We start from the raw sequence: 25,810 nt of genomic DNA, 5'->3' as shown, positions 1-25,810 counted from the left end.
GTGTTGAAGGTTACATGGTATGCAATGTCTACGAAAAAGGAAGTTCATATTTCAATGCCTGTGGTGGTGGGAATGGAAATGGCGGGAACGGCGGTGGCTACCAGCCGCCAGGTGGAGGTGGCACTCCATATTTTGATTGCGCAGGTGTTAAAAATGGCAAGGCTATTGAGTCGCCCTGTGGCTGCATTGGCGGGACTACTGGATTGGAAAGTTGTGGGCAAAAAGTTGATATAGATCCGGAGGCTAGACAATGTTTAAAGGACATTAAAGCGAAATTAGAAGTTTTAGGAATGAAAAATACGGCTTTAAGCACTGGCTTAATTTCGGAAGTATTGAATTCTCTTAATTTAAGTAAAGGATCTAATTTTAATGCGATTATCAATGAAGCTGTTCTTTCGAAAGGTATTGTAGCTGAAACTACTTTGATTACAAATCCAAATAGTTGGGGTAGTCAGGGTTATGTATCTAAAATAACATTTAATACATCGGTTCTAAATACTGCTACTGATTTGAAACTTGTTGCCACAATGATGCATGAGTATATTCATGCGTATTTTGATTGGAATATGTATTTAATTAGAACAGGGCAAAAAAACCATGATTCAGATTTTGAGAAGAACTATAAAATTTTATTTGACGAAAGTGGAGATCCATTACCTGACTCTTTTGGGAATACAGCACAACATGAACAAATAGCAAAAAGTTTTGTCAGTAATATTTCTGCAATGCTTAAAAGCTATGCTATAAGTGAAAGTATTCCATTTCCTGCTGACCCTAATTATTTTGAAAAGATGGGCTGGGTAGGCCTTCAAAAAACTAAAGCCGGTACTTTTGCACCAAATGGAACCTGGTATACTACCAATGCAGAATCAGGAACATCATCACCAACAATTACTCAGACAATTAAATGTAAAAAGTTATGAGAACTTCAATTATATTAATTCTTTTTCAATTAATAATTCCGATATATCTGTATTCACAAACAAGTAACAGTGTCAAATATGTTATCGTAAATGTAGATAGTTCTAAAAACGGATTTATAAAGGTTAAAAGTTTAACTGATAAAGAAGCATACATACTTAATGTTCGGTATAAATTAACACAGAGCCATCAAAGTAAGATTGGAGACGATGCGGACTTTATGTTTACATTTTATGTTATTCCGGGAAAGAAAATCTTGTTAAAACAGATTTATGATACCTCATTAATTGTTAAAAATCAGATATCAAACATTGAAGCATTTCAAACTAGTTTACTGAAAAAAGAAACTAATACTCTAGTTGTTACACCAATTATCTTAAAAAATAATAAATATTACGAGTTGATAGGATCAGAAATATTTGGGCAGGCCTTTTCAATTAAAGAAGATCCGCAATATTTTCCAGTTTTTGGATCGTTGTCTAGAAAATTTGAAATTAATACTTTGTCAAAACCATATACTGTGAAAGCTATAGACTCACTTCGAAAAATTATATTACAAGATTCGACTGCTTTAAAGCCTTTTGGTGTTTGGATAGAGGATTTTTATGATAAATGGTTTATTAAGAAAATAGATAAGGAACAAATGGTCATTGATTTTTGGATTAATTTAAAATTAATTCATGATAGGGGATTTTCTTTTGGTCGCGTTACGTCTGAAATAAGGTACAAGATTGGTGTTGGGGTAACTGACTTTAAAATTATTCCGTTTAAGCTTGACTCAATGAAGAGTTACTTTGATGATTTTGAAACCCCCGTACAATTCAATTTTGTAGAAGTTTTAAATTTAAGCGGTTTAATAAAATAGAATATTTTATCTTCCAACTCAACTAACGTAAAATTTAAATACCGATTGTATTTAAAATATCGAATGATAGAAATGGTAATATAGATGAGTAATAGACAATCTATTTAGTTTCAGAATTCAAAAAAGCATAATCGAATTATATTTAATTATTTCATCCAATCAATTGCCGTGCTGCAAACCTGGAATAATATACAAACTACCCATTATTCTACAAAGGAATTGGCTATGATGTATGGACTTGATACCGTTGATCCTGGAACCCCACAAAATTTTATAGATAATGTAAATTCGGCGTTTGCAGCGATCCAGGCAAAGTATGGTATTACAGCAGCTGAACGGAATACATTTAATCTGGCAAATTTAAATTCCAATAACAAACTTTCTACAACTGGTTGCAATTAAAATTAATATGATGAGATATTTAATTATTTTTGGAGTATTTAGCTCAATACTTTTTAATATACACAAGGTAAGAGCTCAAGTAAAAGGAGATACTGTTTATTACCTCTTAGATACGGCAAACGTCCCTGTTAAGGATAGGATGTTTAAAATCGAAAGAGAAGAGTCTGCTATGATGTATCTTTTGCAATGCAAATGTTATCCTTATGCCACTAATATTCCTTTTTATTTTGATATCTATAAAAAGAAAACAATTAGCAGGAAAGAGTTTAAGAAAATTAAAATAGTTTCAATAATACAATTAATTGTTATAGCGCTCAAATGCTTACCTCCAGCAAGTAGAACCGATTATAAATTTATATTTATCGAGCCCGAGGGCAGAAATATGAAATTAACAGATATGGTATTAGGCGCTCCATATAATCCCAGAAAAGTTCAATAAATTAAGACTATAGACCCCTGTATTAATTTCACCGTTCAGGATGCTTCTTTAAAGTCAAATAAAAATTTTGTAGGCGTAATGGCAGATATAATTAGGAAATTTGATGCTAGTAAATCTGTTCAGATAGATATTTATGGTTGCCATATTATGTTATTAATACGGTATCCTCATTTCATCCGATTCTATCTATCAGTAGCTTTTTCCTTTATAGTTTTTTTTAAATAAAAACACCTTGCCATAAAGATCTAGAGTACTATTCTAGCTTTCAATCCGAATTATGATACAGGTAGGGCATATTCGTTGGCTCAAGGCGGTATTGTACAGCTTTCGACTGGGGCGAAAGCTGTAAACGATCGAGAAAGAGATACTACAAAACCAGGATACACTGGAACCAAATGTCCTTAATCCATTAAAAATACATCATGAAAAAGAAAATACTAATAATTTTTATGCTTCTATCAATATTGTGCTTTTCAGAACAAGGCATTGCACAATCTAGTCAGAACAATGGCAAGTCAGAATTTGTAAACGAAATGTCGAAATTTTTGGGTCGACAATATGATATATCGTTCTTAAAATCCAAAAAAGATGTATATACCCTTAATTTAAGAATTAAGGTACAAAAGAAGGGTAAATCCATCAATGTATCAGACATTCTGTTTACAGATAGTCTTGGATATAAAGTGTTTCCTAATTATTTGCAATTAAAGAAAATGGACTACAGTAAGCTAGTTATTAAAGATGGTAGTACTATTACACTTATTATACCAATACTAATCTTAAATAACGCAAAAGCTGGTCAGAATCCATCTGAAAACAACATATCCCTTAGTAACAATTCTTTAATAAATATGTTATCTGCACTATTGTACCCTGATATACTTCAAAAAAACATAACAATGTTTCCACTATTTATAATTAGACGAGTGGATATAGAATAATAAAAGGAACATACTGCAAATAATTATGAAATACTTATTCTTTTACTTGTTTTAGCAAGCGGCAAAGCAAGTGCACAAAATACTTAGTAATATGCCATAGCAAAACACATTTCAATTTCTAAACCTATATTAAGATATATTTATTCTTTATCAATTAAAAGGGCAGCAGCTTCTTAGTTACTGCTCCTCTAAAAAGAATCATCTACTTAACTCGTATGGCATGCATTAGAACAATACTTACAACCATTAATTTGCTTATAAGCATGTTTTTTCTTCGCCTCAGCAACTGCTGGTTCACAAGAACTAAATACACCTAAGTCATCGTAATTTTGGGTAGGGTAGTATATACATCCCGCCGCATGAACCTCATAATCTCCATTAGATTGTTGATTCAAATTTAACCTGTAATTAGCCATATCGTTTAGATTTAAGAATTTAACTTATTCAAACCTCTTCAATTCTATTGATTGTTATTTACGGTTTCCCCTACCACCTTACAAAAAAACAACTCCCACCCCAAAAAGTTGTAAAGAATAAATATTATCTTAATCTCAATTAATAATTTTTATAACCTTTTAAAACAAAAAACCATGTCAAAAACCTTTGAAACCGGCCATGCCAAAAATGTGGCCAATTTTGAAACCTTAGTTACCTATTTAACCGGCTACGGTGCCGAGTACAACCCCAGCAATACAAATCTTCAATTAAGCAGTTTAAATGAGAAAGCCGCTGCCGCCAAAACCATTACGGGGCAGGTAAACGATTTAGCTGCCAAAAAAAGCAACGCCATTGCCAGCAGAGATTTCGCCTATAAACCCTTAACGAAATTAAGCACGAGAATTGTTAACGCCATTAAGGCCAGCAATGTACCGCAGCAGGTGGTAGATAATGCCATTACCCATAACCGGAAAATACAGGGCCAACGCGCAACAGCCAAATTAACCGAAGAAGAAAAACAAAAACTGGCTGCTAGTGGCACCATTGTAAAACAGGTATCGGCCTCGCAACAAAGTTATGCCAACCTGCTCGATACGTTAGATAAGCAGATTAAACTGTTAAGCACCATCCCGCAGTATGCACCAAACGAGGTAGATTTACAATTAACCACGCTTACCACCCTTTATACCGATTTGTTGCAGAAAAACCGCGATGTAGATGCTAAAACAGCCGAGCTGAGCACCATTCGCCTCAATCGCGACAATACCTTCTACCATGCAGAAACCGGTATAGTGGCCCTGGCCATTGATGCGAAAAACTACGTTAAATCTGTTTTTGGTGCCACCAGCCCCGAATACAAACAAATAGCAGGCATCCCATTTAAAGCCATTAAAGTTTAGCATCATGAAAACAATCATCCCTATCCGATCCACAACATAAAACAGCAACTTACCTTAATTTAGTTGCTGTTGTTATTTAAAGGCCACCCCTAATTTTAACACTTGTAAGAACGCCATTAACAATAGAAATACTTCTCAATTACCTACTTCCACCATTCAACCCTTAACTGAAAGTACTCAACTACCTACTGCCACCACTAAACTGTTAACTGAAAGTATTCAACTGCTTACTGCCACCATTCAACTCTTAACTGAAAGTACTCAACTACCTACTGCCACCATTCAACTCTTAACTGAAAGTACTCAACTGCCTACTGCCACCACTAAACTCTTAACTGAAAGTACTCAACTGCCTACTGCTACCACTCAACTCTTAACTGAAAGTACTCAACTGCCTACTGCTACCACTCAACTGTTAAATGAAAGTACTTAACTGCTTACTGCTACCACTCAACTCTTAACTGCTATTATAAAAAAGATTGCTTCGTGCCTCGCAATGACGATTTATTGAGGCACCTACCTATATGCATCATGCTATACACGCCATGCTATCCGGCCTAGGAGATGATGGAAGGAGAAGCAGTTGAAAACCAAACCACCAACTTCAAACACCCCACCGAACCAAGGCAGCGCAAATTTGGCGATTCTTCATCGGTACTTGTGCTGCCGAAATCAGGTTTTCGAATCGCTTATCCAACATCAGATCCAAGCCTTGAGTTTTGGTTACCTTTTTGTCAAGAAAAAGGTAAAAGCCCTTCGGCGGCAAGCCGAGGAAAGTCAGCGCGATGGCCAAACGATTAATAAGAATCGTCCTCCTGAACTTGTTTTAGGATCTTATCTAGATAGGTGCTGAACTGAATTTACTGCGTAGCTTTCCGCTGCGCTACAGGTCAGCATGACGATTTGGTAAATGAATCCCATCAAAAAATCCGTCATTGCGAAGCAGATCTTTCATCTGCTGAAGCAATCTCCATCGAAGAATCAGCAAATGAGATTGCTTCCCCGAAAGGTCGGGGCAAGCTGTCGTACCTCCTCGCAATGACGATTCTACGCGGGGATCTTGTTCCAGCATGATGCCAAAGGTTAGTCCCGCAGATCTAAATGATCACCCCAGATTTTACTGATCGCTTCTGCAAAAATCTCCTTAATCTGCGGGAAAATTATTTGAGTGGTCTTCCTGAATCCACGAAGGATCGTCCTCCTGAACTTGTTTCAGGATCTTAGCAGGGTATCGATCGCTAGGTGCGAAAAATGCTTTTTTCCCACGCCCTTTCCCTACCGGGGAAAGGTGCCGTCAGGCGGATAGGGGCTTTAAACGAAAGCCGCAGATCCACAGATTTAAATCTGCGAACCTGCGGCTTTACTAGAGAGCATTAAAAAATATACTTCGTACTTAAGAAATTTGAATCATTTCCATTCACAATCTCATTCAATAATTTCTTATTATCATCAGTGAACTTGGTTGCCACCAGCGAACGAATAGAAAAAGAGCGCAAAGCATCAACCACAGAAAGCGTTCCTTCCGCACTGTCTTTTCTTCCTGTAAAAGGAAATGCATCAGGCCCTCGCTGACACTGGCAATTGATATTTACCCGACTCACCTGGTTAACCAGAGGATCAATTAAAGATGAAATCACAGCAGCGTTATTACTAAAAATACTCACCTGCTGTCCATGTGGCGAACCAATCAAATACTCAATGGGCTCTTCCAAATCATCAAAAGGAACCACTGGTACAATCGGACCAAATTGCTCTTCGCGATACAATTTCATATTACTGTTTACCGGATAAACAATTGCCGGATAAACGAAGGTTTCCAGCGTTTGTCCACCATTTTTGTTTACCACTTTAGCGCCATGCGCAATGGCATCATCAATACATTCTTTTAAATATTCCGGTTTGTTTAATTCGGGAAGCGGGGTAAGATTAACACCTTTCTCCCATGGCATTCCGAATTTAAGTTTCTCCACTTCTGCAGATAAACGTTTTAAAAATTCCTGCGCAAGGCTGCGGTGTATATACACGATTTTAAGTGCGGTACAACGTTGTCCGTTGAAAGACAGCGAGCCTAAAACAGTTTCAGAAACGGCTAAATCTAAATCAGCATCTTTGGTAATAATGGCGGCATTTTTTGCATCCAATCCAAGGATAGCCCTCAAACGATTCACTTTAGGATGTAGCTTTTTCAGCTCATTCGCTACTTTACTTGATCCGATTAAGGTTAATACGTTAATTTTGCCCGACTTCATTAAACCTGGAACAATTGTATTTCCACGACCGTAAATGGTGTTCACTACGCCTTTAGGAAAACTTGAGCGGAATGCTTCCAGCAATGGATAATGCAATAAAGTACCATGTTTAGGTGGTTTGAATAAAAGTGTATTGCCCATGATCAAAGCAGGAATCAAGGTAGTGAAGGTTTCATTTAACGGATAGTTAAATGGGCCCATACAAAGCACTACACCAAGTGGTGAACGGCGAACCTGTGCTACAATTCCCTGCTCAATTTCAAAACGTGAGGATTGCCTGTCGATATCTTTAAGTGCATCAATCGTGGCGTAAATATACTCTACCGTACGATCAAATTCTTTTACCGAATCAGCATAAGATTTACCAATTTCCCACATAATGAGTTTGGCAACAATTTCCTTTTGCTCAATCATTTTCCGCGTAAAGTTTTCTACACAGGTGATGCGATCAGCCACGCTCATAGTAGGCCATTGCCCGCGACCATTGTCGTAAGCAGCCACGGCAGCATCTAAGGCTTCTGTCGATTCTTTCTCAGTACAAACCGGAAAACTACCAATCCGTTTCCGTTTGTAACCTTCAGGTGTTTTTACGCACACCGGAGAAAAAACCTCATTAAAAGGCCCATTCCAGGTTTTCATCTCTCCGTTAGATAGAAATTCCTTTTGATCGATTTCTTCCTTCAGCCTAAATTCATCTGGAATCTGGCTTTCTTCAACGAAAATACTTTCGAGATTTAATGTTGTGCTCAATTTAGTTTTGGTTGTTAGGTTTACAATTATAAAACCGATAGAATTACTATAGATTTAAATTATTTTAAAGCCAGAACCTGATCAGATTCTGGCGCTAAATTATTTTAGTTCAATTACTTTATATTTGGGCACTAACGTTTTCATCACCGACCATCCGATGAGGTAACAAACCGCACAAATGGAGAAGATGATGAAATAACCTGCCTCTTCCCCTTTGAAACCCATGAAAACGATTTTATTTTTTCCCGTGTAATCAAATAATAAGCCTGATCCTTTATTGATAATGAAGGAACCAATCCCACCTGCCATCCCGCCAATACCGGTAATGGTGGCAATGGCTTTTTTAGGAAACATATCGCCTACCGTAGAAAATATATTTGCCGACCACGCCTGGTGTGCAGCGCCAGCAATACCAATAATAATTACCGGAATCCAGTAAGTGATATGCCCTAAAGGCTGTGCGGCCAGGGCTAAAAGTGGGAAAAAAGCGAAAATTAACATGGCCCTCATTCTGCCTTCGTAAGGATTCATGCCCTTTTTATCTACAAAATAAGTTGGTAACCAGCCGCCAATAATGGAAAGCAAGGTAATCATATACAGTACAAATAGCGGTAATGCACTCTGGGTAGAATCCATGTTATAAACTGATTTGAGGTATGCGGGTGTCCAGAATAAAAAGAACCACCAAACGCCATCTGTCATAAACTTGCCAAAGGCAAAAGCCCAGGTTTGTTTATATTTAAAGCAATCGATAAATGAAACTTTTTCTTTAGTTTCTTCAACATAATCAGCCAGTTTTCTATCATTGATAACATCCTGCTGAATGTAAGCCAATTCTTCAGCACTTACCCTTTTATGCAACTCCGGTTTGTTGTATACAAAAACCCAAAGGCCCATCCATACAAAACCTAAAGCACCAATAATCAGGAAAGCCATTTCCCATCCATATGCCTTAGCAATAAAGGGAATGGTTATAGGGGCAGCCAGTGCACCAACTGTGGCACCTGCATTAAAAATACTGGTAGCAAATGCCCTGTCTTTTTTAGGGAAATATTCTGCTGTAGCTTTAATCGCTGCAGGAAAATTCCCGGCTTCACCAACAGCAAGCACAAAACGGGCAAAAATAAATAGCGTAACACTTACTGAAACGACCATTCCGGTGTTGTTCACTCCGGCAATAATATCCTTCGCACCTTCAAAACCTACCATCCAGTTTCCGGTAATCATTCCGGCAGTGGCAATTCCACAAAAAGCATGTAAACAGGCACCAACAGACCATACACCAATGGCCCATAAAAAGCCTTTTTTGGTATCTAGCTTATCCACCAATCTGCCAGCAAAAAGCATAGAAATCGCATAGAAAATAGAGAATAGTGCCGTTATGTTTCCATAATCATTATTATCCCAATGAAATTCTGGTTTAATAAAATCTGTCCAGGTGAGTGATAAAACCTGCCGGTCTAAGTAGTTTATCGTAGTAGCAAGAAACAGCAGCAGGCATATGGTCCATCTGTAATTGCTTGGTTTGGTTTGGCTCATTTTAGGTTGGTATGGTTAGTTACTTGCTTTGTTGAATCAGGTTAAGCGCCAGTTGGGTGTTTTCAAAAAGTTCATCATAAAGACCTTTGCTCATCACATCTTTACTGATTAATTTGCTGCCCATCCCTACAGCACAAACGCCAGATTTAAACCAGGTTTTAAGGTTATCAGCATTGATTTCCACCCCCCCGGTTGGCATAAACAGCTGCCCGGCAAAAAGATCTTTAATGGATGAAATAAATTCCGGGCCTAGGATGTTAGCCGGGAAAATTTTAATCAACATGGCTTTATGTTCTTGTGCAATGCTGATTTCTGTAGGCGTCATACAACCTGGAATCCAGAGCATCCCTATTTTATTGGCAATTTCTGCAACTGCAGGATTAACAATGGGTGCTACAATAAAATCTGTTCCTGCCTCAATAAAGGCATTCGCATCGGCTGGCGTTTTGATGGTTCCAATACCCAGATAAAGATCAGGCATTTCTGCATCTCTAATTTCTTTTAACTTTCTAAAGTTGGGCAAAGCTGATTTCCCACGATTAGTATATTCAAATACACGAACACCGGCTTTATATAAAGTGCGTAATATCTCTACGCTACCTGTTTCACTATCCTGGTAAAAAAGTGGCAACATGCCTTGTTCTAAAATGGCATCTAAAATCTTGTGTTGGTTACTAATCATGGTGTATTATTCTTTTTTCAATATCCGCTACGGTGCTGGTGGTGGCATCGCTCGGAATGTATAATTTATCGTAAGCTGCTGCGGTGGCAAAATTTAAGGTTTCAGCAACCGGAAGATGGTTGTAAAACCCATAAATTAACCCGGCCATAAAACAATCGCCACTGCCTACTTTATCTAAAATCTCATCAGAAACGTATTCTGGTGAAACGGTTAATTCATCATTGCTGTAAATGGCCGTGTAATACCTGATGCCTTTTCCGTGATCAAAACGAAAAGTATTGGCTACAGCCTTACATGCCGGAAACAAACTTAATATTTCTTTAGAGGTATCGGTGGCTTGTTGCAGTAACGTTTCCTTTGCATAGCCTTCTGTTGGTTTTAAATCATCATGGAGATGTGTACCCAGCATTTTATTGGCTGCCCAAACATTACCCATAATCAGGGTGCAATACTTCGCCAGTTCTGGAAGGATATCGATTGGGTCTTTACCATATTTCCAAAGTTTGGCCCTGTAATTTAAATCCAGGGAAATGGTAATATTTTTTTCACTAGCCACCTTTAAAGCTTCCAGGCAAACATCAGCTATAGATTGGTTAATTGCCGGACAAATGGCGCTAAAATGAAACCAGGTTACACCTTCAAAAACTTCATCCCAATTAATCTGACCCACTTTTAAATCTGCATAAGCAGAATTAGCCCGATCATAGATTACACCAGCATTTTTTAAATCTTTTCCTTTTGGAAGGTAATATAAACCCAAACGATCGCCATGAAAAACCATGGGTTTGGTATCAATATTTCTTTCATGAAGATAACCCACAATGTCCTGCGTAACTGAATTTTCTGGCATGGCAGAAAGATAAGAAGAAGGCACTTGCCAAAGCGCCAATGCTGTAGCCACATTCAGTTCTGCGCCACCAATATAAAATGGCAGCTTATTTTCCTTTAGCCACTGTCCATCCATATCCGGGCAAATACGCAAAAGGATTTCTCCAAAACTTAAAACTTGTGCTCCTTTTTTGATTAAGGATGATATTTGGTTACTCATTTTTTAGTTTGTTCGGCTTGTTTATTTGCCTTGGTTCTTATGCTTAAAAACAGTTAATTAAGTTTCGGTTTGTGCTGACACCAACCGAGGTGCTGAATTAAAAAGTAAAGTAATTTTTTGCGTTAAAGTACGAAATATCCTGCACTATTTTCCCCACCCATTCCAAATCATCAGGTAGTTCGCCATTCTCTATATCTTCGGCAAACAGGTTACAAATGATCCTGCGGAAATATTCGTGACGTGGGAAAGATAGAAAGCTTCTGGAATCGGTTAACATACCTACCAGGCGGCTTAAAAGGCCCATATTTGATAAAGCATTTAACTGTTTAATCATGCCATCTTTCTGATCTAAAAACCACCACGCCGATCCAAACTGCACTTTACCAGCGATGGAGCCATCGTTAAAATTGCCAATCATCGTGGCGATTAATTCATTGTCTGCCGGATTTAGATTATAGATAATTGTTTTTGCTAATTTATCCTGATTATCTAATCGGTTTAAGAATTTAGAGAGCATTCTGGCCTGAGAAAAATCGCCGATAGAATCCCAACCTGTATCAGGACCTAATTGACGCAACATACGGGCATTGTTGTTACGCAAAGCACCCAAATGATATTGTTGCACCCATCCTTTTTCATGATCCCACTCTGCAAAATAGATCAGCATGGCTGATTTAAATTTCAGGTTTTCCTCATAAGAGATCGCTTGTTTGCTTCTAATTTTATCAAAAATAGAAGTAATTTCCTGATCGGTGTAATCTTCGGCATAGATCTGCTCTAAACCATGATCAGAAACGGAGCAACCATTGGCGGCGAAGTAATCATGACGGCTTTTTAGCGCATCAATATAATCCTGAAAACTGCTAATGGTTTGGTTAACTACACTTTCCAGTTTATCAATGTACTCGTTTAAACCTGCAACATCATCGCTGTTCATGGCCTTATCCGGACGGAAAGCGGGTAACATTTTTAAGGCCACACCTTCATTTGCCAATTGCTGGTGAAAGTTCAGGCTATCCAATGGATCATCAGTCGTACAAACGGCCTCTACATTCATTTTTGCCAATAAACCACGAACTGAATATTCTGGTGTTTGCAGTTTAGCTGAACACTCATCGTAAATTTTACGGGCTGTTTTGCCTGATAAAATATCGGTGATTCCGAAATAACGTTGCAATTCCAAATGTGTCCAGTGGTATAATGGGTTACGTAAAGTGTATGGAACAGTCTCCGCCCATTTTTCAAATTTTTCAAAATCTGAAGCATCGCCAGTGATGTATTTTTCATCAACACCGTTGGCACGCATGGCTCTCCATTTGTAGTGGTCGCCAGCTAACCAAACCTGAGTAATATTTTCGAACTGTTTATCATTCGCAATCTGATCAGGAATAAGGTGATTGTGGTAATCGATGATGGGTAAAGACTTTGCAAAATCATGGTAAAGCTTTTCAGCTGTTTTGCTTTGCAAAAGAAAATTTTCGTCTAAAAATGGTTTCATTCTGTATTATTTTTTCTATTCTTTTATCGTCATTGCGAGGCATGAAGCAATCTTTCCCGCTAAGACACCTATTTAACGATTGCCGCATCCAATGAAAAATTGGATGCGGCAATGACGGTTTTTACGCTTGAGACTTAGGACTAAAGACTTCCGACTCTGGACTACAAACTCACTCCTCTTTTCCAAGGAATAAAATCATCCTGGTTTAAGAGTACTGCTTTAGGAATTACTTCACCACTGGCTGCTTTAATGCAATATTCTAAAATATCTTCGCCCATTTGTTCGATGGTTTTTTCACCTTCAATTACCGGCCCGCAATTGATATCGATAATATCACCCATGCGTTTGGTTAAAGCATTGTTGGTAGACACTTTAATGGTAGGACAAACCGGGTTTCCCGTTGGCGTACCTAATCCGGTTGTAAATAAAATAAGCGTCGCACCTGATGCCGCTTTTCCCGTTGTCGCTTCCACATCGTTACCTGGTGTACATACTAAATTTAATCCAGGTTTTGTGGCAGGCTCGGCATAATCTAAAACATCCTCAACAGGTGATGTTCCTCCTTTTTTAGCTGCGCCAGTACTTTTAATGGCATCGGTAATTAAGCCATCTTTGATATTTCCAGGTGATGGATTCATGAAAAATCCGGAGCCTACATTTTCTGCAGCCTGGTTATAAGCCGTCATTAGCTGAATAAATTTACGCGCTGCGGCTTCATCTTTTGTACGATCAATTAATTGTTGCTCTGCGCCACACAGCTCTGGGAATTCGGCTAAAAGCACTGTTCCGCCTAAGGCCACCAATAAATCTGAAGTGTAACCTACAGCAGGGTTGGCGCTGATTCCGCTGAAACCATCACTTCCGCCACATTTCACACCCAACACTAATTTACTTAAAGGTGCAGGCTGGCGTTCAATTTTATTAATTTCTGTTAAGCCGATAAAGGTTTTTCTGATTGCTTCTTTTACCAGTTGTTCTTCGCTTTGCGATTGTTGCTGCTCGAAAATAAATAATGGTTTATCAAAATTAGGGGAACGCTGTTTTAAGTCATCCACAAAATCCTGTACTTGTAAATTCTGGCAACCTAAACTTAAAACGGTTACCCCTGCCACATTTGGATGATCAGCATAAGCGGCCAAAAGTTTACTTAATACTGCAGCATCCTGACGGGTACCACCGCATCCACCCTGGTGATTTAAAAATTTAATGCCATCAACATTTTTAAAAATACGATTGGCCACATGATTAGCCTGTCCGATAGAACTGGTATCTGCTTCGCTTAAATCTTCGCCATTTTTGTAGGCCTCAACCAAATGGTGGGCATATGATTTATATTTATCGGTTACGGCATAACCCAACTCATTGTGCAGTGCTTCACGGATCACATCCAGGTTGCGGTTTTCGCAGAATACGGTTGGAATAAACAGCCAGTAATTTGCTGTACCTACACGGCCATCATTCCTTACATATCCATTAAAAGTGCGGTATTGGAATTTTGAAACATCTGGTGCATGCCACTCATAATGATAGGGTTTAAATTCATATGGGTCTGACGCATGTTTGGTATTTTCAGTATCCATTAATCCGCCTTTAAGGATAAAATGTTGTGCCTTCCCTACCAAAACGCCATACATAATGATGTGATCACCGGCATTCATATCTTGCATAAAAAACTTATGCTTTGCCTGAATATCATCCTGTAAAACATATTCATGTCCATCGTAAATAATGGTTTCGCCCTTAGTTAAATTCTGTAAGGCTACCAGCACATTATCATTTGGATGGATTTTTAAAATTCTAGTCACCATTTTTAAATTGTTCTTTCTTTGTGCAAGTTACTCAAAGTTTCTTTTGCACCTTTACTTTGTAATTGTTCTACGTAAGATTTTACGGCTGCATTAAAACCTGGATAATTATTTAGGTTTTTATCCCATAAGCGTCGATCTCCCAATGTACTATCTACTACGGTTTCAGGATTTTTCCAGTAACCATGAAGCACTTCAGCAAATTCATCCTGCGTAGTGAAAGTTTTCCCATTAACGGTGGATATATATTGGTCGCCCTCCTGAGTAACATTCATGAAAACAATGTATGCAGCAATACCAAGAGCAGTGAGTTGAGGAACGTCATTATTAAGTGCATAATATTTTCTAATCAAGGGCATATTACGCATCTGCAATTTCTGGGTATAGTTCAGGGTGATGGCATGCCATTGATGGTCTAAAAACGGATTGCTGAAACGATCGATCACACTTTTCGCAAAAGCGATAGCTTCGTCTTTACTAATATCTTCATTTTCTACTACGGGTGCGATTTCCTCTTGCATCAGTTTTAGCACATGGTTAGAAAAATCCTCATCAGCCATGGCTTCTTTAACGGTATGGAAACCAGCTAAAATGGCTAACCCACAGTTTATGGTATGTGTTCCGTTTAATAAACGAAGTTTCAGTTCTTTAAATTTATCGATTGAAGGCACAATGAAAACACCTTTATCTGCCGAAGCAAAAGATAAAATTTCTTTTACTTTTTCACTTGCTGATTCAATTGCCCAAAGCCTGAAGGGTTCAGCCATGATCATCAATCCATCGCTATATCCCAGTTCATCTTCCATGCTTTTCTGCGCTTCCGCAGGAAGCCTTCCGGGTACAATTCGATCTACCAGCGTTTTGCAGAAATGATTTGCTGTTTTTAACCAGTTCTCAAAATCCCATCCCAATTTATTCTGAATGGCCAGATCGAGTATAATTTCTTTTAATTTATCTGCATTGTCGCTAATGAGCTCCGTTGGAACAATCACCATCCCACTATCTTCCGATCCGTTGAAGGCTTTATATCTTTCGTGCAAGAAAGCCAACAGTTTACCTGGAAAAGATTGCGGTGGTGTGTCAGTAATTTTATCTTCACTTTTTACGATTCCAACCTCGGTTGTATTTGAAATCACCACTTTCATTTCGGGCTGATGTGCCGTCTTTAAAATTTCTGCCCACTCTGATGTTGCTGACAATACACGGCTGATAGATCCATTGATCATGTTTTCTTCAACTTCAGCACCATTTTCAATGCCTTTAACACAAAGTGTATATAAGTTATCCTGATTGGAAAAGTCATCTGCTCCAGCTTTAGATGTGGTTTTAACCACCACGATTCTACCATTGAAAATGCCCTGATGATTTGCCTGATCGATGAAATAGTCTGGTAAGCCACGTAACAAAACGCCAGTTCCAAATTGAATCACCTTTTCTGGTAACTCCAGCATTTCAGCAGTTGGTTTTTTAACCTTTGATCCGCTGATGTTTTTTAAATTTTCTTTGTTTAGAATCATGTTCACACCATTTCCGTCACCGTAAGAAACGAGGTCATCTTAAGCGGTTGAAATTCCTACCCCAAGCTTAAGATTGCTTCGTGCCTCGCAATGACGAGTTTAAATTATTATTTTCCGTTTGCAGCTAACCACTTCGGGTATTCCTTTTCTATTAATTTTTGACCCCAGTTGCCATACCAGGCGTAACCATTCCTTCTCTCCGGACTTAACTCTTCCAGCTTTGATTTTATGGAATTATCGCGGTCACCAAAAATGGGTACGTTTTTATCTAAATCATAAAAACGGGCCCATACCATGCTAGAAGGATCAGCAATTAAAGCTGCCGTTGATCCTTTTTCCCTATCAAAACGATAACCTGCTATTTTGTAAGTATCAAACCATTTTATTGCTGCAGCAAGGGCTGTTTTTATCCCAATTGATGGGCTTTGAATGCGCATCAAAAAGCGAACAATTCCTGCCGATTCACTGGTACTTAAAGAAGCAGGTTCAAAATTCCTCGCCTTTGCCGGCAACATCGAATCTTTATCATATTGTGCTGCCCAGATGCAAAGTTGTCCATTTTGTTTTACCTGCGTTTTCAGGATACAGTCAACACCTTTTGCAACGGCTTTTTCTGCTTTCTGGATGTACGCTTTGTCTACTACCTCGAAATCATTTTTTTGAGTGGCAATGTCTTGAAGGATATTCAATACATTTACCATTGCGTCATCATTATAGGTGATTTCTGAGCGATAAAGCGATTGATCAGGATAATACTGTGGCCAGCCTCCATTATCATATTGTGCTTCCAGAATATAATCCAAGCCCTTTTCGGCGGCCTTTAAATATGTTTTGTTTTGTGTCTTTTTATATGCTTTCACCAAAAAAACTACTTCTCTGCTGGTAGCCTTATTATCAAAAGTAGCATGCTTATCTTCAGTGGCTTTTATTTTCGCCAATAATTGTGGTGTTATAGGAGCACCATAGTTTACTACGCTTTTATCTTCCAGTTGCTTTGGCCAGCCACCGTTTCCTAATTGATAAACCAACATTTTTTCTGCTGTGGAATCTGTCGGCATTTGTGCGAAACAAGAAGTCAGTAAAAAACTGCATAAAAGGGTGAATACTATTTTAATTCTGATCATTTTGTTAAGTCTATTTCTTGCCACGAATCATATTTATCTATAACCACCCCGCCCTGTGGGCACGATCGTAATTGTCCTCCCTGTTTCCGTTGCTAACTATTCTATTTCTTCCCCGGCACTTGCTTAATTAACCAGTTTACTAAATCATTCGTAGCCTTATAATTTTCAAATTCTGCAGGCAGCTTTCTGCCATCGATATATTCATTGTAAAACCATGGATCTCCAACGGCGAATACTGTTCCTTTACCATATTTTGCGGTGGCGATAATCACATCACCCTTATCGGTTAATGCAGAAACAGCTGGTGTTTTGGCTACAATCGTTGAAATTTCTTTGATATAAACTTTCTTAGCTGTTTTGAAAATGGAATTCCCTGCAGGGATTTTAATTGCCCCTTGCTCAAAATTTGCTCCTTGAACGCGGTTACGGCTATCCTCATTAAACTTAATCCCAAATGATTCTGGTAATACATTAAATTTAGTGAGTTCACAATTACCTACATCGTTTAATAGCAGTACCAAAACACCACCTGCTCTCACCCATTCACTTATTTGTTTGGCATGGTCTGCATTCATAAAGTTTGGATTTGCAGTTTCCTTTTCCGTATCCGGATCAACAATAATGTAAATATTACTGCCCTTTAAATTCGCCACGGTTGGTGCAGTTTTTAATGTTGCTGTCTTTACACCTGCATCATTAAATACTTTCCCTAGCAAAGAAAACCCATTGTTATCATCTTCTTCCCACAGGTAGTGGAATGGGATTTTATCTCCAGTTGGGCCAGTCATGTATTCGTTGTTAAAGAAATTATCAACTGTAACCGTCAGGCCTTTCCCCGTTTTAGGTAATGCGGCTATTTCCATTTCGGCGGCGGCACAAATGAAAGCCCCAACACCTTTTGGATCATTGGTAATTACTTTTTCGCTGATGTAATATTCAAAACTTCCATCACGGTATTTAGGCTTTCCGCCCAGGCCTGAAACAGAAACGGTTTTAGTCAGGTTTACCCTTTCATCACCAGCCTTTTCAATAAATTCTTTCTTTAGCCCAGCATAACCTTTGGTTGCCGCAGCCATAAATGTTTGTGGTAACCAACCTTTACGAACACCTTTAGCCAAACCATAAACAAACATGCTTGATGCAGAACTTTCAAGGTAATTCCCTTTTTTAGTTGCCAAATCGACAATATCATACCAAACACCCGATTTCGCATCCTGATATTTTACAGTTGCTGTTGCCGTGCGGTTTAAAATCGCTACCAATTCTTTTCGCTGTGGATGATTTTCAGGGAAATTGTCTAAAACATCAACCAGTGCCATGATGTACCAGCCCATAGCCCGGCCCCAAACGTGAGGTGATAAACCTGTTTTGGGATCTGCCCATTTCTCGGTTCTGCTTTCATCGTAACCATGATACAAAAGGCCAGTTTTCGGATCGCGTGCATTTTTTTCCATCCAGATAAACTGATTGGCAATGTCATCATATGCCGCATCTTTCTTCATCAATTTAGCATATTCAGCATAGAAAGGTTCGCCCATATACAATCCGTCCAGCCACATTTGGTTGGGATATATTTTCTTGTGCCAAAAACCACCTTCTTTTGTGCGGGGCTGTTTTTGCAGTTGATCGTAAAGCTTGTTTGCTGCTAGAAGATACTTCTGCTGACCTGTAACTTTGTACAAAAGCAAAAGTGAACGGCCGTTTTTAATATTGTCGATGTTAAAATCTTCGGCTTTGTAGGTTGTAATATTTCCTTCTTTATCTAAATAGGCATCCATAGAAGATTGGATGTATTTGAAATAGTCGCCATTTCCGGTATTTCGCCAAACGGCAGCAGCACCTTCCAGCACTACACCCATATCATAAGTCCATTTCGGTCCTTTAGCGCCTTTAAGCAAAGTGGTATCCTGAAACAATTTTTCCATTGCAGTTCGTGTTAACTGTTCGGAAAGTTTTTTTTGTGCAAAACCAGTTAAGGATAACGTTGAGAATCCCAGAAGCGCAATTGCGGTATATAAAATTGATCTCTTTTTCATTATTTTGAAATCTCTAATGCGTTTTTATTTACTTCGGCAGCAATGCTGGTGGCTTTTTTGGCTTTCGACCCATCTGTTCCACTCACTTTTATGCCTTTTGATTTTTGACCAGCCACGTTAAATAATAACTCTGCCCCACTTTTATATTGAAGGTTATTGATATTAATATTAGAGCTGTTCTGAATATTTACGATCGGGTTAGAATTATCGGTAATTACATTTACATTCTTTAAAGAGATGCCTGTTGCTTCAATAATTTCAATCCCTTCTTTTGATTTAATGGTTACATTTTCCAGATGAATGTCTTTGATATTCATTTCTGGCAAACCCCTAAAAAAGATGGCCTTTCCGGCACCATTAGCTACCACATCTTTAATATAAAAATTCCTGAATTGCGGTGTAGCTTCCGTCACCGGAACCACTACGCTTTTAATGGCCTCACGCTTTTCACCAGCCAAAACAATTGGGTCTACCGCAGCATAATACATATCAAACAAAATGGCCTCGCCAGGAATATCAATCATGTTAATGTTGTTTACGTAGATATTTTCTACAATACCTCCCCGGCCACGGGTCGTTTTAAAACGTAAACCAATGTCAGTACCAATAAAAGAGCAGTCATATACCCAAATATTTTTCGCACCGCCACTCATTTCACTTCCAATAACGAAACCGCCATGCGCATGGTATACTACATTATTTCTTACAATTACATTTTCTGTTGGTACACCACGTTGACGACCTGCTTCATCCCTGCCCGATTTAATGCAAATTCCATCATCACCAACATCAAAGGTACTGCCTTCAATTAATACATTTTTACATGACTCTACATCTACTCCATCACCATTCTGTGCATACCACGGATTTTTAACCTGTAGATTTCTTAAGGTTAAATCCTCACAAAGCAATGGATGCAGGTTCCAGGCTGGCGAGTTTTGAAAGGTAACACCTTCTAAAAGAATTGTTTTACAATTGGTTAATACCAGCAAATTCGGACGAAGAAAATCTTTAATGTCTTCATAATCTTTGGCTGTTTTGCCAGGCTCGATTACGCCTGCATTTTTAGTATTTGATCCCTTAACGGTTTTGGCCGATGGATACCACATTTTACCATCTTCACGAACAATTCCGCCAGATGCAACTAGATTTTTCCATTGAGATTCGGTTAACTTATCTTTCTTAACCATGCGCCATGCACCACCGTTTCCATCAATAATCCCGGTTCCGGTAATGGCAATGTTTTGCAGGTTTGTTCCTGATATCGGACTTTGGTTGCGCCAGGCTGGTCTACCTTCCCAATTGCCTTCTACTAATTTATACTGATTGAAATCATCTGTAAACTGAAGAATCGCATCACGCTTTAAATGAAGATTAACGTTGCTTTTTAACTCTATGGGCCCGGTAAGCCATAATCCCGAAGGAATTAAAACCACTCCTCCACCTTTCTGACTTACATTGGCTATAGTTTTATTGATGCTTTCTGTATTCAGAGCAATTCCATCACCCTTTGCTCCAAAAGCAACAATACTGGTGGTATCATTTTTAATTTTAACCTGCTGGATAATGGGTAAACTCATTTTTTGCTGAGCCATTGCCACACTTGCGGAAGAAATAAAAATGCATGCGAGGGCGATTTTAAAATGGCATAGACTACCAGAACTGTATTTCATTATGTGTGCGGTTAAATTATACTTGGTTATTGTAATAACAAGTGTACGTTGTTTGCCCTTAAAAGCGAAGAGAAATCTATGCAAACGTTGCCGGAAAAAACTTGCAAAACTAATTTTATAAAAACTCAAAATACTGAATTTCAGTAAATTAAATATACTATTTCTGTTCTGGATTCCATCCACGCAATACATTTTCGAGATTGTAACTTTTATACTCCTCATTAGTAAGCTGATGAGCCCACTTCACCCGCTTTTCGGGCTGTGCACCTTTCCCTATACTTTGATATTCAGCGTAATATGCTGTTTGTTCATTACTTTCTTTCCCCCAGTTATTCCAGCCTTCAGGCCGAATAAATTCTGGCAATTCACAGTTTAAAAATGCAACCTTTGCATATGGCCGCCATGGTCTACCTAAATAAAAACTATTGGCTGGCGCATCGCCTTTAATTTTGCATTGGTTAAAAACATAACCAAATTTAGTAGTATCTGCTGTTGAAGCAGCGGTAATGTAACCTTGTTTTTTACAAAAAAGGGTACAGTTTTCGAACCAGGCTGTGGCCGAACCAAAAATAAAATCTACTGTGCCTTCAATATAACAGCCTTTATAATACTGACGATTATTGCCTCCATAAGTATAAAGAGTATCTTGAAAACCCAGAAACCTGCAGTTTACGAAAGCAGATTTATCGCCACCAACCCAAACCGCAACGGCCTGCCCCACCGGACCTGAAGAATTTTCGAAAGTGATATTTTCAGCAGAAAATCCCTCTCCATAAATATAAAAGCTGGCAGAACCTGATGTACCTTTTTCTTCTCCAAATGTGTTTTTCTTTTGAGCAAAATCATCATAGGTTAAAATCGTTTCATTTAAGCTTTCGCCAATCAACCGCACATTTTTTTTGGAAGCTGCTAGCACTAGCTTTTCTTTGTAAATTCCTTTTTTGATGAATATTGTGGTGACTTTATTTCTAAAATCTGGTACAGCATGAATGGCCTCCTGAACTGTTTTGAAATCACCATTTCCTTTTGCATCCACAACAAAATCAGGCTTAATATCTTTGGCATTTGCAATGAATGAAAACGTAATAAGCAAAATTACAGCTATAAATTTCATTTCGGATTTTGGTTAGTATAAATAAAATCGGCCACGCAAAGTTTAAACTTTATAACGCAGCCGAGCTTTAACAAATATATGATGAGCAATTTTAAACATTAATATTGATCGGAAAGAAGAAATTCAATAATAAATACGCAAACGATGTCGGGAACGATTGCACAGTATCAACTTGATCAAAAATAAAAAAAGGCTTAATCTTGTTAGTTGGCTAAGTTTACCTGATCAACAGTTTTACTTTAACAATAGCTTTAAGATTTAATCCAATAATATTAACCAAATATCAATCATCACCATGAAATATTTATTTAATTCCATACTCGTGATGAGTCTTTGCGTCCATGCCTTTGCACAAGCGCCTAAAGCAACTTACATTTCAAAAGTTTGGGTGGCCGATCAAGGCAATGGAACTTATAAAAACCCTGTTATAAATGCCGATTATTCAGATCCTGATGCAATCCGCGTGGGTGATGATTTTTACCTGATTGCTTCCAGCTTTGATGCTGTTCCAGGATTGCCCATTCTTCATTCAAAAGATTTAGTAAACTGGAAAATTATTGGTCATGCTTTGAAACGGCAACCCCCATTTGATCATTTTGAAAAAACTCAGCATGGTAATGGTGTTTGGGCGCCATCAATCCGGTATAGAAATGGTGAATTTTATATCTATTACCCTGATCCTGATTTCGGCATCTACCTGACCAAGGCTAAAACCATAACGGGTGAATGGTCTGCACCAAAGCTGGTTGTTTCAGGTAAGGGCCTGATTGACCCATGTCCACTTTGGGATGAAGATGGAAAAGCTTATCTGGCTTATGCTTATGCAGGCAGCCGGGCTGGAATTAAAAGTGTGCTGGCCGTTATGCCCCTTACCGCAGATGGAACAAAAGCTACCGAGACGGGTAGAATTGTTTATGACGGGCATGAATCAGACCCAACCATTGAAGGACCTAAATTTTATAAGCGCAATGGCTTTTATTACCTTTTTGCGCCAGCTGGAGGAGTTTCTACCGGCTGGCAACTGGTGTTAAGAAGTAAAAATATTTACGGTCCTTATGAAAGAAAGGTAGTGATGGATCAGGGAAAATCAACGGTTAATGGCCCACATCAGGGTGCATGGGTAAATACGCCAGCTGGCGAAGACTGGTTTATTCATTTTCAGGATAAAGACGCATATGGCAGAGTGGTTCATTTACAACCCATGAAATGGAAAAATAATTGGCCGATAATTGGTTCTGATCAGGATGATGATGGTGTTGGAGAACCGGTTATGGTTTATAAAAAACCTAATATAGGTAAAGTTTATCCTATAGAAACCCCGGCAGAAAGCGATGAGTTTGATGCTTCAACTTTAGGTCTACAATGGCAGTGGCAAGCCAATCCGCAGCCGATATGGTTATTTACTGATCCTCAAAAAGGTGTGCTAAAATTGTATACCGCTCAAATTCCTGAAGAAGCCAAAAACTTGTGGGATGTGCCTAATTTACTGATGCAGAAATTTCCAGCAGATGAATTTACTGCAACTACAAAGGTGAATTTTAAGCCAAATCCGAAGCTTGAAAATGAGCAAACCGGTTTGGTGGTAATGGGTAGAAGCTATGCCAGAATCAGCGTAAAAAGTAAAAAAGATGGACTTTATCTAATGTTCGGCATTTGCCAGGGTGCTGATAAGGGAAAAACTGAAAGTGAAAAGGAAATTGCCAAACTTAAATCAGGTCAGGTTTATATGAGGGTAACTGTTTCTAACGGCGCTAAATGTCAGTTTAGTTTTAGTGAAGATGGCATCAAATTTAATCATGTTGGTGATGAATTTCAAGCTACAGCAGGGCAATGGATTGGTGCAAAATTAGGTTTATTTGCCATAAGAGATACACAAACCAATGATTCTGGTATTGCGGAGTATGATTGGTTTAGAATTGAAAAATAATATAATCAGAATATGAAAAAATATAGTCAAATCATTGGTTTCATAGGAATCATTATTTTATTGATGTCATTTATCATGAAGCGTGAACCTGTTAAGGTTTACCTGTTGGTGATTCTACAGTTGCGGATTATAGCCTTGAAGCGGATTATATGCAGAAACGTTATCCATTAATGGGTTGGGGCCAGGTTTTTCAGCAGTTCCTTACGAAAGACAATCTGAAAAACTTAAATCATCTGATCAAAAGTGATAGTGCCCAGGTAGTAGACAAAGCCAAAGGTGGCAGAAGCACCAGGTCATTTTTTGAAGAAGGCAGATGGAAAGAGGTTTTATCTACATTGAAGAAAAACGACTTGGTGCTCATTCAATTCGGACATAATGATGCAGCAAAAGATAAACCTGAGCGTTATGTAGATATCCCTGGCTATAAAAAGTTTTTAAGGATGTATGTAAATGAAACTAGGGCGAAAGGTGCAAAGCCTATTCTGATTACTCCGGTAACCCGAAATTATCCCTGGAAGAATGGAATACTTGGCAGTGCACATGGTGAATATCCTCAGGCCGTTATTGATGTAGCAAAGGAATTAAGTGTTCCGGTGATTGACTTAACCACACTTTCAGCAGATTTATTCACTTCAAAAGGCACTGATTTCGTTACCAGAAACTATTTTATGAATTTAGATTCCGGGAAATATGTCGCCTACCCAAAGGGGCAGAATGATAATACGCATTTTCAGCCTGCTGGTGCGAAGGAAATTGCACGTTTAATTTACGAAGGTTTACAAAAGATAAATAAAAAATGATCACCAATATGCTTGGGAATTAACCCTTTCATATTAGTGATCAAGTCAATTAATCAACCATTAACTTCGTTGATATCGCAATTCTATTCCAGGCATTGATGGTAATAATGGCCATGATAACCTGAGCTAAATCTTGCTCATTAAAAAATTTTGAAGCGTTACGGTATGTAGCATCTGAAACATGGTTTGAAATTAATGTTACTTCTTCCGTTAAAGCCAAGACAGCCCTTTCCTCTTCAGTAAATAAAGTAGTTTCTCTCCAGGCATTCAATATGTATAAACGCTGTTCAGTTTCACCGATTTTACGTGCATCTTTACTGTGCATATTCAGGCAGAAAGCACAACCATTAATTTGAGATGCCCTCATTTTAATCAGTTCCAATAGGATTGGGTTAATGTTAGTGCTTGATATATATTTTTCTAAACCATACATGGCTTCATAAGCTGCTGGCTCCACTTTTTTAATGTTAATTCTAGTTTCCATTTTTATGTTTTTGATTACATTGTAAAGGTCCGGAATCAAAGGATCAAAAAACTTAATCTAGTTTAAGAAAAGAAGCGAGTTAACCGCAAAGTTTACAAAGCTCTTCGCAGAGAAAGCAAAGCCGGGTGTAGGGTTAATAATCACATTTACCTCCTCAAGATTTTAGGCATAGTTCAGTGCCTTCCTTGGTTGAAACAATTAAGATATGTCTATTTGCTTACTTGCATTAAATGGTAAGAATAACACTATCATAATTTTGACCATTTAAGGAATATAAGTTACATATAAGCTTAATTTTCAATGTTATTAGACACTAATTATACGCTTAAAACTTTACTTTGTGATCTTATATTTCCTTACATGTCTTAAATGGCAGAAAACAATATTTTATTTTGACTATGCAAGGAATATAAGAAACATATAAGCTTGATTTTCAATGTTATTAGACAGCAATTATATGCTTAAAACTTTACTTTGTGATCTCATATTTCCTTACATGCCTTAAATGGTAGAAAACAATATTTTATTTCGATCATGTAAGGAATATAAGCAACATATAAGCTTAATTTTCAATGTTATTAGATACTAATTATACGCTTAAAACTTTACTTTGTGATCTTATATCTCCTTACATGTCTTATATGGTAGAAAACAATATT

Annotated in this window: 22 protein-coding genes; 9 read left to right on the top strand and 13 right to left on the bottom strand. The window is 38.1% G+C overall.

Annotated features, from left to right (window positions below; translation table 11 throughout):
- The 5 genes from EV200_RS10500 to EV200_RS10480 form a co-directional block, all read left to right on the top strand.
- Window positions 1–923 (top strand): SprT-like domain-containing protein (locus EV200_RS10500; protein WP_132532141.1); only part of this gene is annotated, 923 nt, incomplete at its 5' end.
- Entirely contained in the window at window positions 920–1,786 is an 867-nt protein-coding gene (locus tag EV200_RS10495; RefSeq protein WP_132532138.1) for a hypothetical protein, read from the top strand. The genes EV200_RS10500 and EV200_RS10495, both read left to right, overlap by 4 nt.
- Before the next feature lie 168 nt (window positions 1,787–1,954).
- A complete protein-coding gene (locus EV200_RS10490) occupies window positions 1,955–2,188 on the top strand; it encodes a hypothetical protein (protein ID WP_132532135.1) in 234 nt (77 codons plus the stop codon).
- A gap of 7 nt (window positions 2,189–2,195) precedes the next feature.
- On the top strand, window positions 2,196–2,627 hold the full coding sequence (locus tag EV200_RS10485; RefSeq protein WP_132532132.1) for a hypothetical protein: 432 nt from the start codon (window positions 2,196–2,198) through the stop codon (window positions 2,625–2,627).
- 422 nt (window positions 2,628–3,049) lie between these two features.
- The gene (locus tag EV200_RS10480; RefSeq protein WP_132532128.1) at window positions 3,050–3,568 is read left to right on the top strand and encodes a hypothetical protein; all 519 of its coding nucleotides are present in this window, start codon (window positions 3,050–3,052) and stop codon (window positions 3,566–3,568) included.
- 206 nt (window positions 3,569–3,774) lie between these two features.
- Here the strand turns inward: EV200_RS10480 and EV200_RS10475 are convergent, their stop codons facing one another.
- On the bottom strand, window positions 3,775–3,984 hold the full coding sequence (locus tag EV200_RS10475) for a hypothetical protein (RefSeq protein WP_132532126.1): 210 nt from the start codon (window positions 3,982–3,984) through the stop codon (window positions 3,775–3,777).
- A 174-nt stretch (window positions 3,985–4,158) separates the two neighbouring features.
- Here EV200_RS10475 and EV200_RS10470 point away from each other — a divergent pair, with 174 nt between their 5' ends.
- Both EV200_RS10470 and EV200_RS10465 read left to right on the top strand, forming a co-directional pair.
- Window positions 4,159–4,905: a hypothetical protein gene (locus tag EV200_RS10470; protein ID WP_132532123.1), complete on the top strand. Its 747-nt coding sequence runs from the start codon at window positions 4,159–4,161 to the stop codon at window positions 4,903–4,905.
- Between the two features lie 564 nt (window positions 4,906–5,469).
- Window positions 5,470–5,706 carry a hypothetical protein gene (locus tag EV200_RS10465; RefSeq protein ID WP_132532120.1) on the top strand — a complete coding sequence of 79 codons (237 nt, stop codon included), beginning with the start codon at window positions 5,470–5,472 and terminating at the stop codon, window positions 5,704–5,706.
- Window positions 5,707–6,278: 572 nt separating this feature from the next.
- Here the strand turns inward: EV200_RS10465 and EV200_RS10460 are convergent.
- The 11 genes from EV200_RS10460 to EV200_RS10410 form a co-directional block, all read right to left on the bottom strand.
- On the bottom strand, window positions 6,279–7,904 hold the full coding sequence (locus EV200_RS10460; RefSeq protein ID WP_132532117.1) for an NADP-dependent glyceraldehyde-3-phosphate dehydrogenase: 1,626 nt from the start codon (window positions 7,902–7,904) through the stop codon (window positions 6,279–6,281).
- A gap of 99 nt (window positions 7,905–8,003) precedes the next feature.
- Complete coding sequence (locus EV200_RS10455) at window positions 8,004–9,443, bottom strand: MFS transporter (RefSeq protein WP_132532114.1); 1,440 nt, start codon at window positions 9,441–9,443, stop codon at window positions 8,004–8,006.
- Window positions 9,444–9,462: 19 nt separating this feature from the next.
- The gene (locus tag EV200_RS10450; RefSeq protein ID WP_188754116.1) at window positions 9,463–10,125 is read right to left on the bottom strand and encodes a bifunctional 4-hydroxy-2-oxoglutarate aldolase/2-dehydro-3-deoxy-phosphogluconate aldolase; all 663 of its coding nucleotides are present in this window, start codon (window positions 10,123–10,125) and stop codon (window positions 9,463–9,465) included.
- On the bottom strand, window positions 10,118–11,173 hold the full coding sequence (locus EV200_RS10445) for a sugar kinase (protein WP_132532111.1): 1,056 nt from the start codon (window positions 11,171–11,173) through the stop codon (window positions 10,118–10,120). Before EV200_RS10445 ends, EV200_RS10450 begins: the two co-directional genes overlap by 8 nt.
- A gap of 97 nt (window positions 11,174–11,270) precedes the next feature.
- Window positions 11,271–12,671, bottom strand: coding sequence for a glucuronate isomerase (gene uxaC, locus EV200_RS10440; RefSeq protein ID WP_132532108.1), 1,401 nt, complete (start codon window positions 12,669–12,671; stop codon window positions 11,271–11,273).
- 161 nt (window positions 12,672–12,832) lie between these two features.
- Window positions 12,833–14,479, bottom strand: coding sequence for a UxaA family hydrolase (locus EV200_RS10435; protein ID WP_132532105.1), 1,647 nt, complete (start codon window positions 14,477–14,479; stop codon window positions 12,833–12,835).
- 2 nt (window positions 14,480–14,481) lie between these two features.
- Window positions 14,482–15,993: a tagaturonate reductase gene (locus EV200_RS10430; protein ID WP_132532102.1), complete on the bottom strand. Its 1,512-nt coding sequence runs from the start codon at window positions 15,991–15,993 to the stop codon at window positions 14,482–14,484.
- Window positions 15,994–16,100: 107 nt separating this feature from the next.
- On the bottom strand, window positions 16,101–17,117 hold the full coding sequence (pelA, locus tag EV200_RS10425; RefSeq protein ID WP_132532099.1) for a pectate lyase: 1,017 nt from the start codon (window positions 17,115–17,117) through the stop codon (window positions 16,101–16,103).
- A 101-nt stretch (window positions 17,118–17,218) separates the two neighbouring features.
- Window positions 17,219–19,153, bottom strand: a complete 1,935-nt coding sequence (locus EV200_RS10420) for a glycoside hydrolase family 88 protein (RefSeq protein ID WP_132532096.1) — start codon at window positions 19,151–19,153, stop codon at window positions 17,219–17,221.
- Window positions 19,153–20,826 (bottom strand): glycoside hydrolase family 28 protein, encoded by a 1,674-nt coding sequence (locus tag EV200_RS10415; RefSeq protein ID WP_132532093.1) that lies wholly within the window; start codon window positions 20,824–20,826, stop codon window positions 19,153–19,155. Before EV200_RS10415 ends, EV200_RS10420 begins: the two co-directional genes overlap by 1 nt.
- A gap of 157 nt (window positions 20,827–20,983) precedes the next feature.
- A complete protein-coding gene (locus EV200_RS10410; RefSeq protein WP_132532090.1) occupies window positions 20,984–21,940 on the bottom strand; it encodes a pectinesterase family protein in 957 nt (318 codons plus the stop codon).
- 295 nt (window positions 21,941–22,235) lie between these two features.
- On the opposite strand from EV200_RS10410, the gene EV200_RS10405 reads away from it, so the two are divergent.
- Together EV200_RS10405 and EV200_RS10400 are read left to right on the top strand one after the other, a co-directional pair.
- Window positions 22,236–23,867: a glycoside hydrolase family 43 protein gene (locus EV200_RS10405; protein WP_132532087.1), complete on the top strand. Its 1,632-nt coding sequence runs from the start codon at window positions 22,236–22,238 to the stop codon at window positions 23,865–23,867.
- Window positions 23,868–24,016: 149 nt separating this feature from the next.
- Complete coding sequence (locus tag EV200_RS10400) at window positions 24,017–24,667, top strand: rhamnogalacturonan acetylesterase (RefSeq protein ID WP_208864533.1); 651 nt, start codon at window positions 24,017–24,019, stop codon at window positions 24,665–24,667.
- A gap of 49 nt (window positions 24,668–24,716) precedes the next feature.
- On the opposite strand, the gene EV200_RS10395 is transcribed toward EV200_RS10400, so the two are convergent.
- On the bottom strand, window positions 24,717–25,151 hold the full coding sequence (locus tag EV200_RS10395) for a carboxymuconolactone decarboxylase family protein (RefSeq protein ID WP_132532084.1): 435 nt from the start codon (window positions 25,149–25,151) through the stop codon (window positions 24,717–24,719).
- Window positions 25,152–25,810: the final 659 nt, after the last annotated feature.

The sequence above is a fragment of the Pedobacter psychrotolerans genome (assembly GCF_004340665.1).
GTDB lineage: Bacteria > Bacteroidota > Bacteroidia > Sphingobacteriales > Sphingobacteriaceae > Pedobacter > Pedobacter psychrotolerans.
This window is presented reverse-complemented; position numbering and strand designations above follow the sequence as displayed.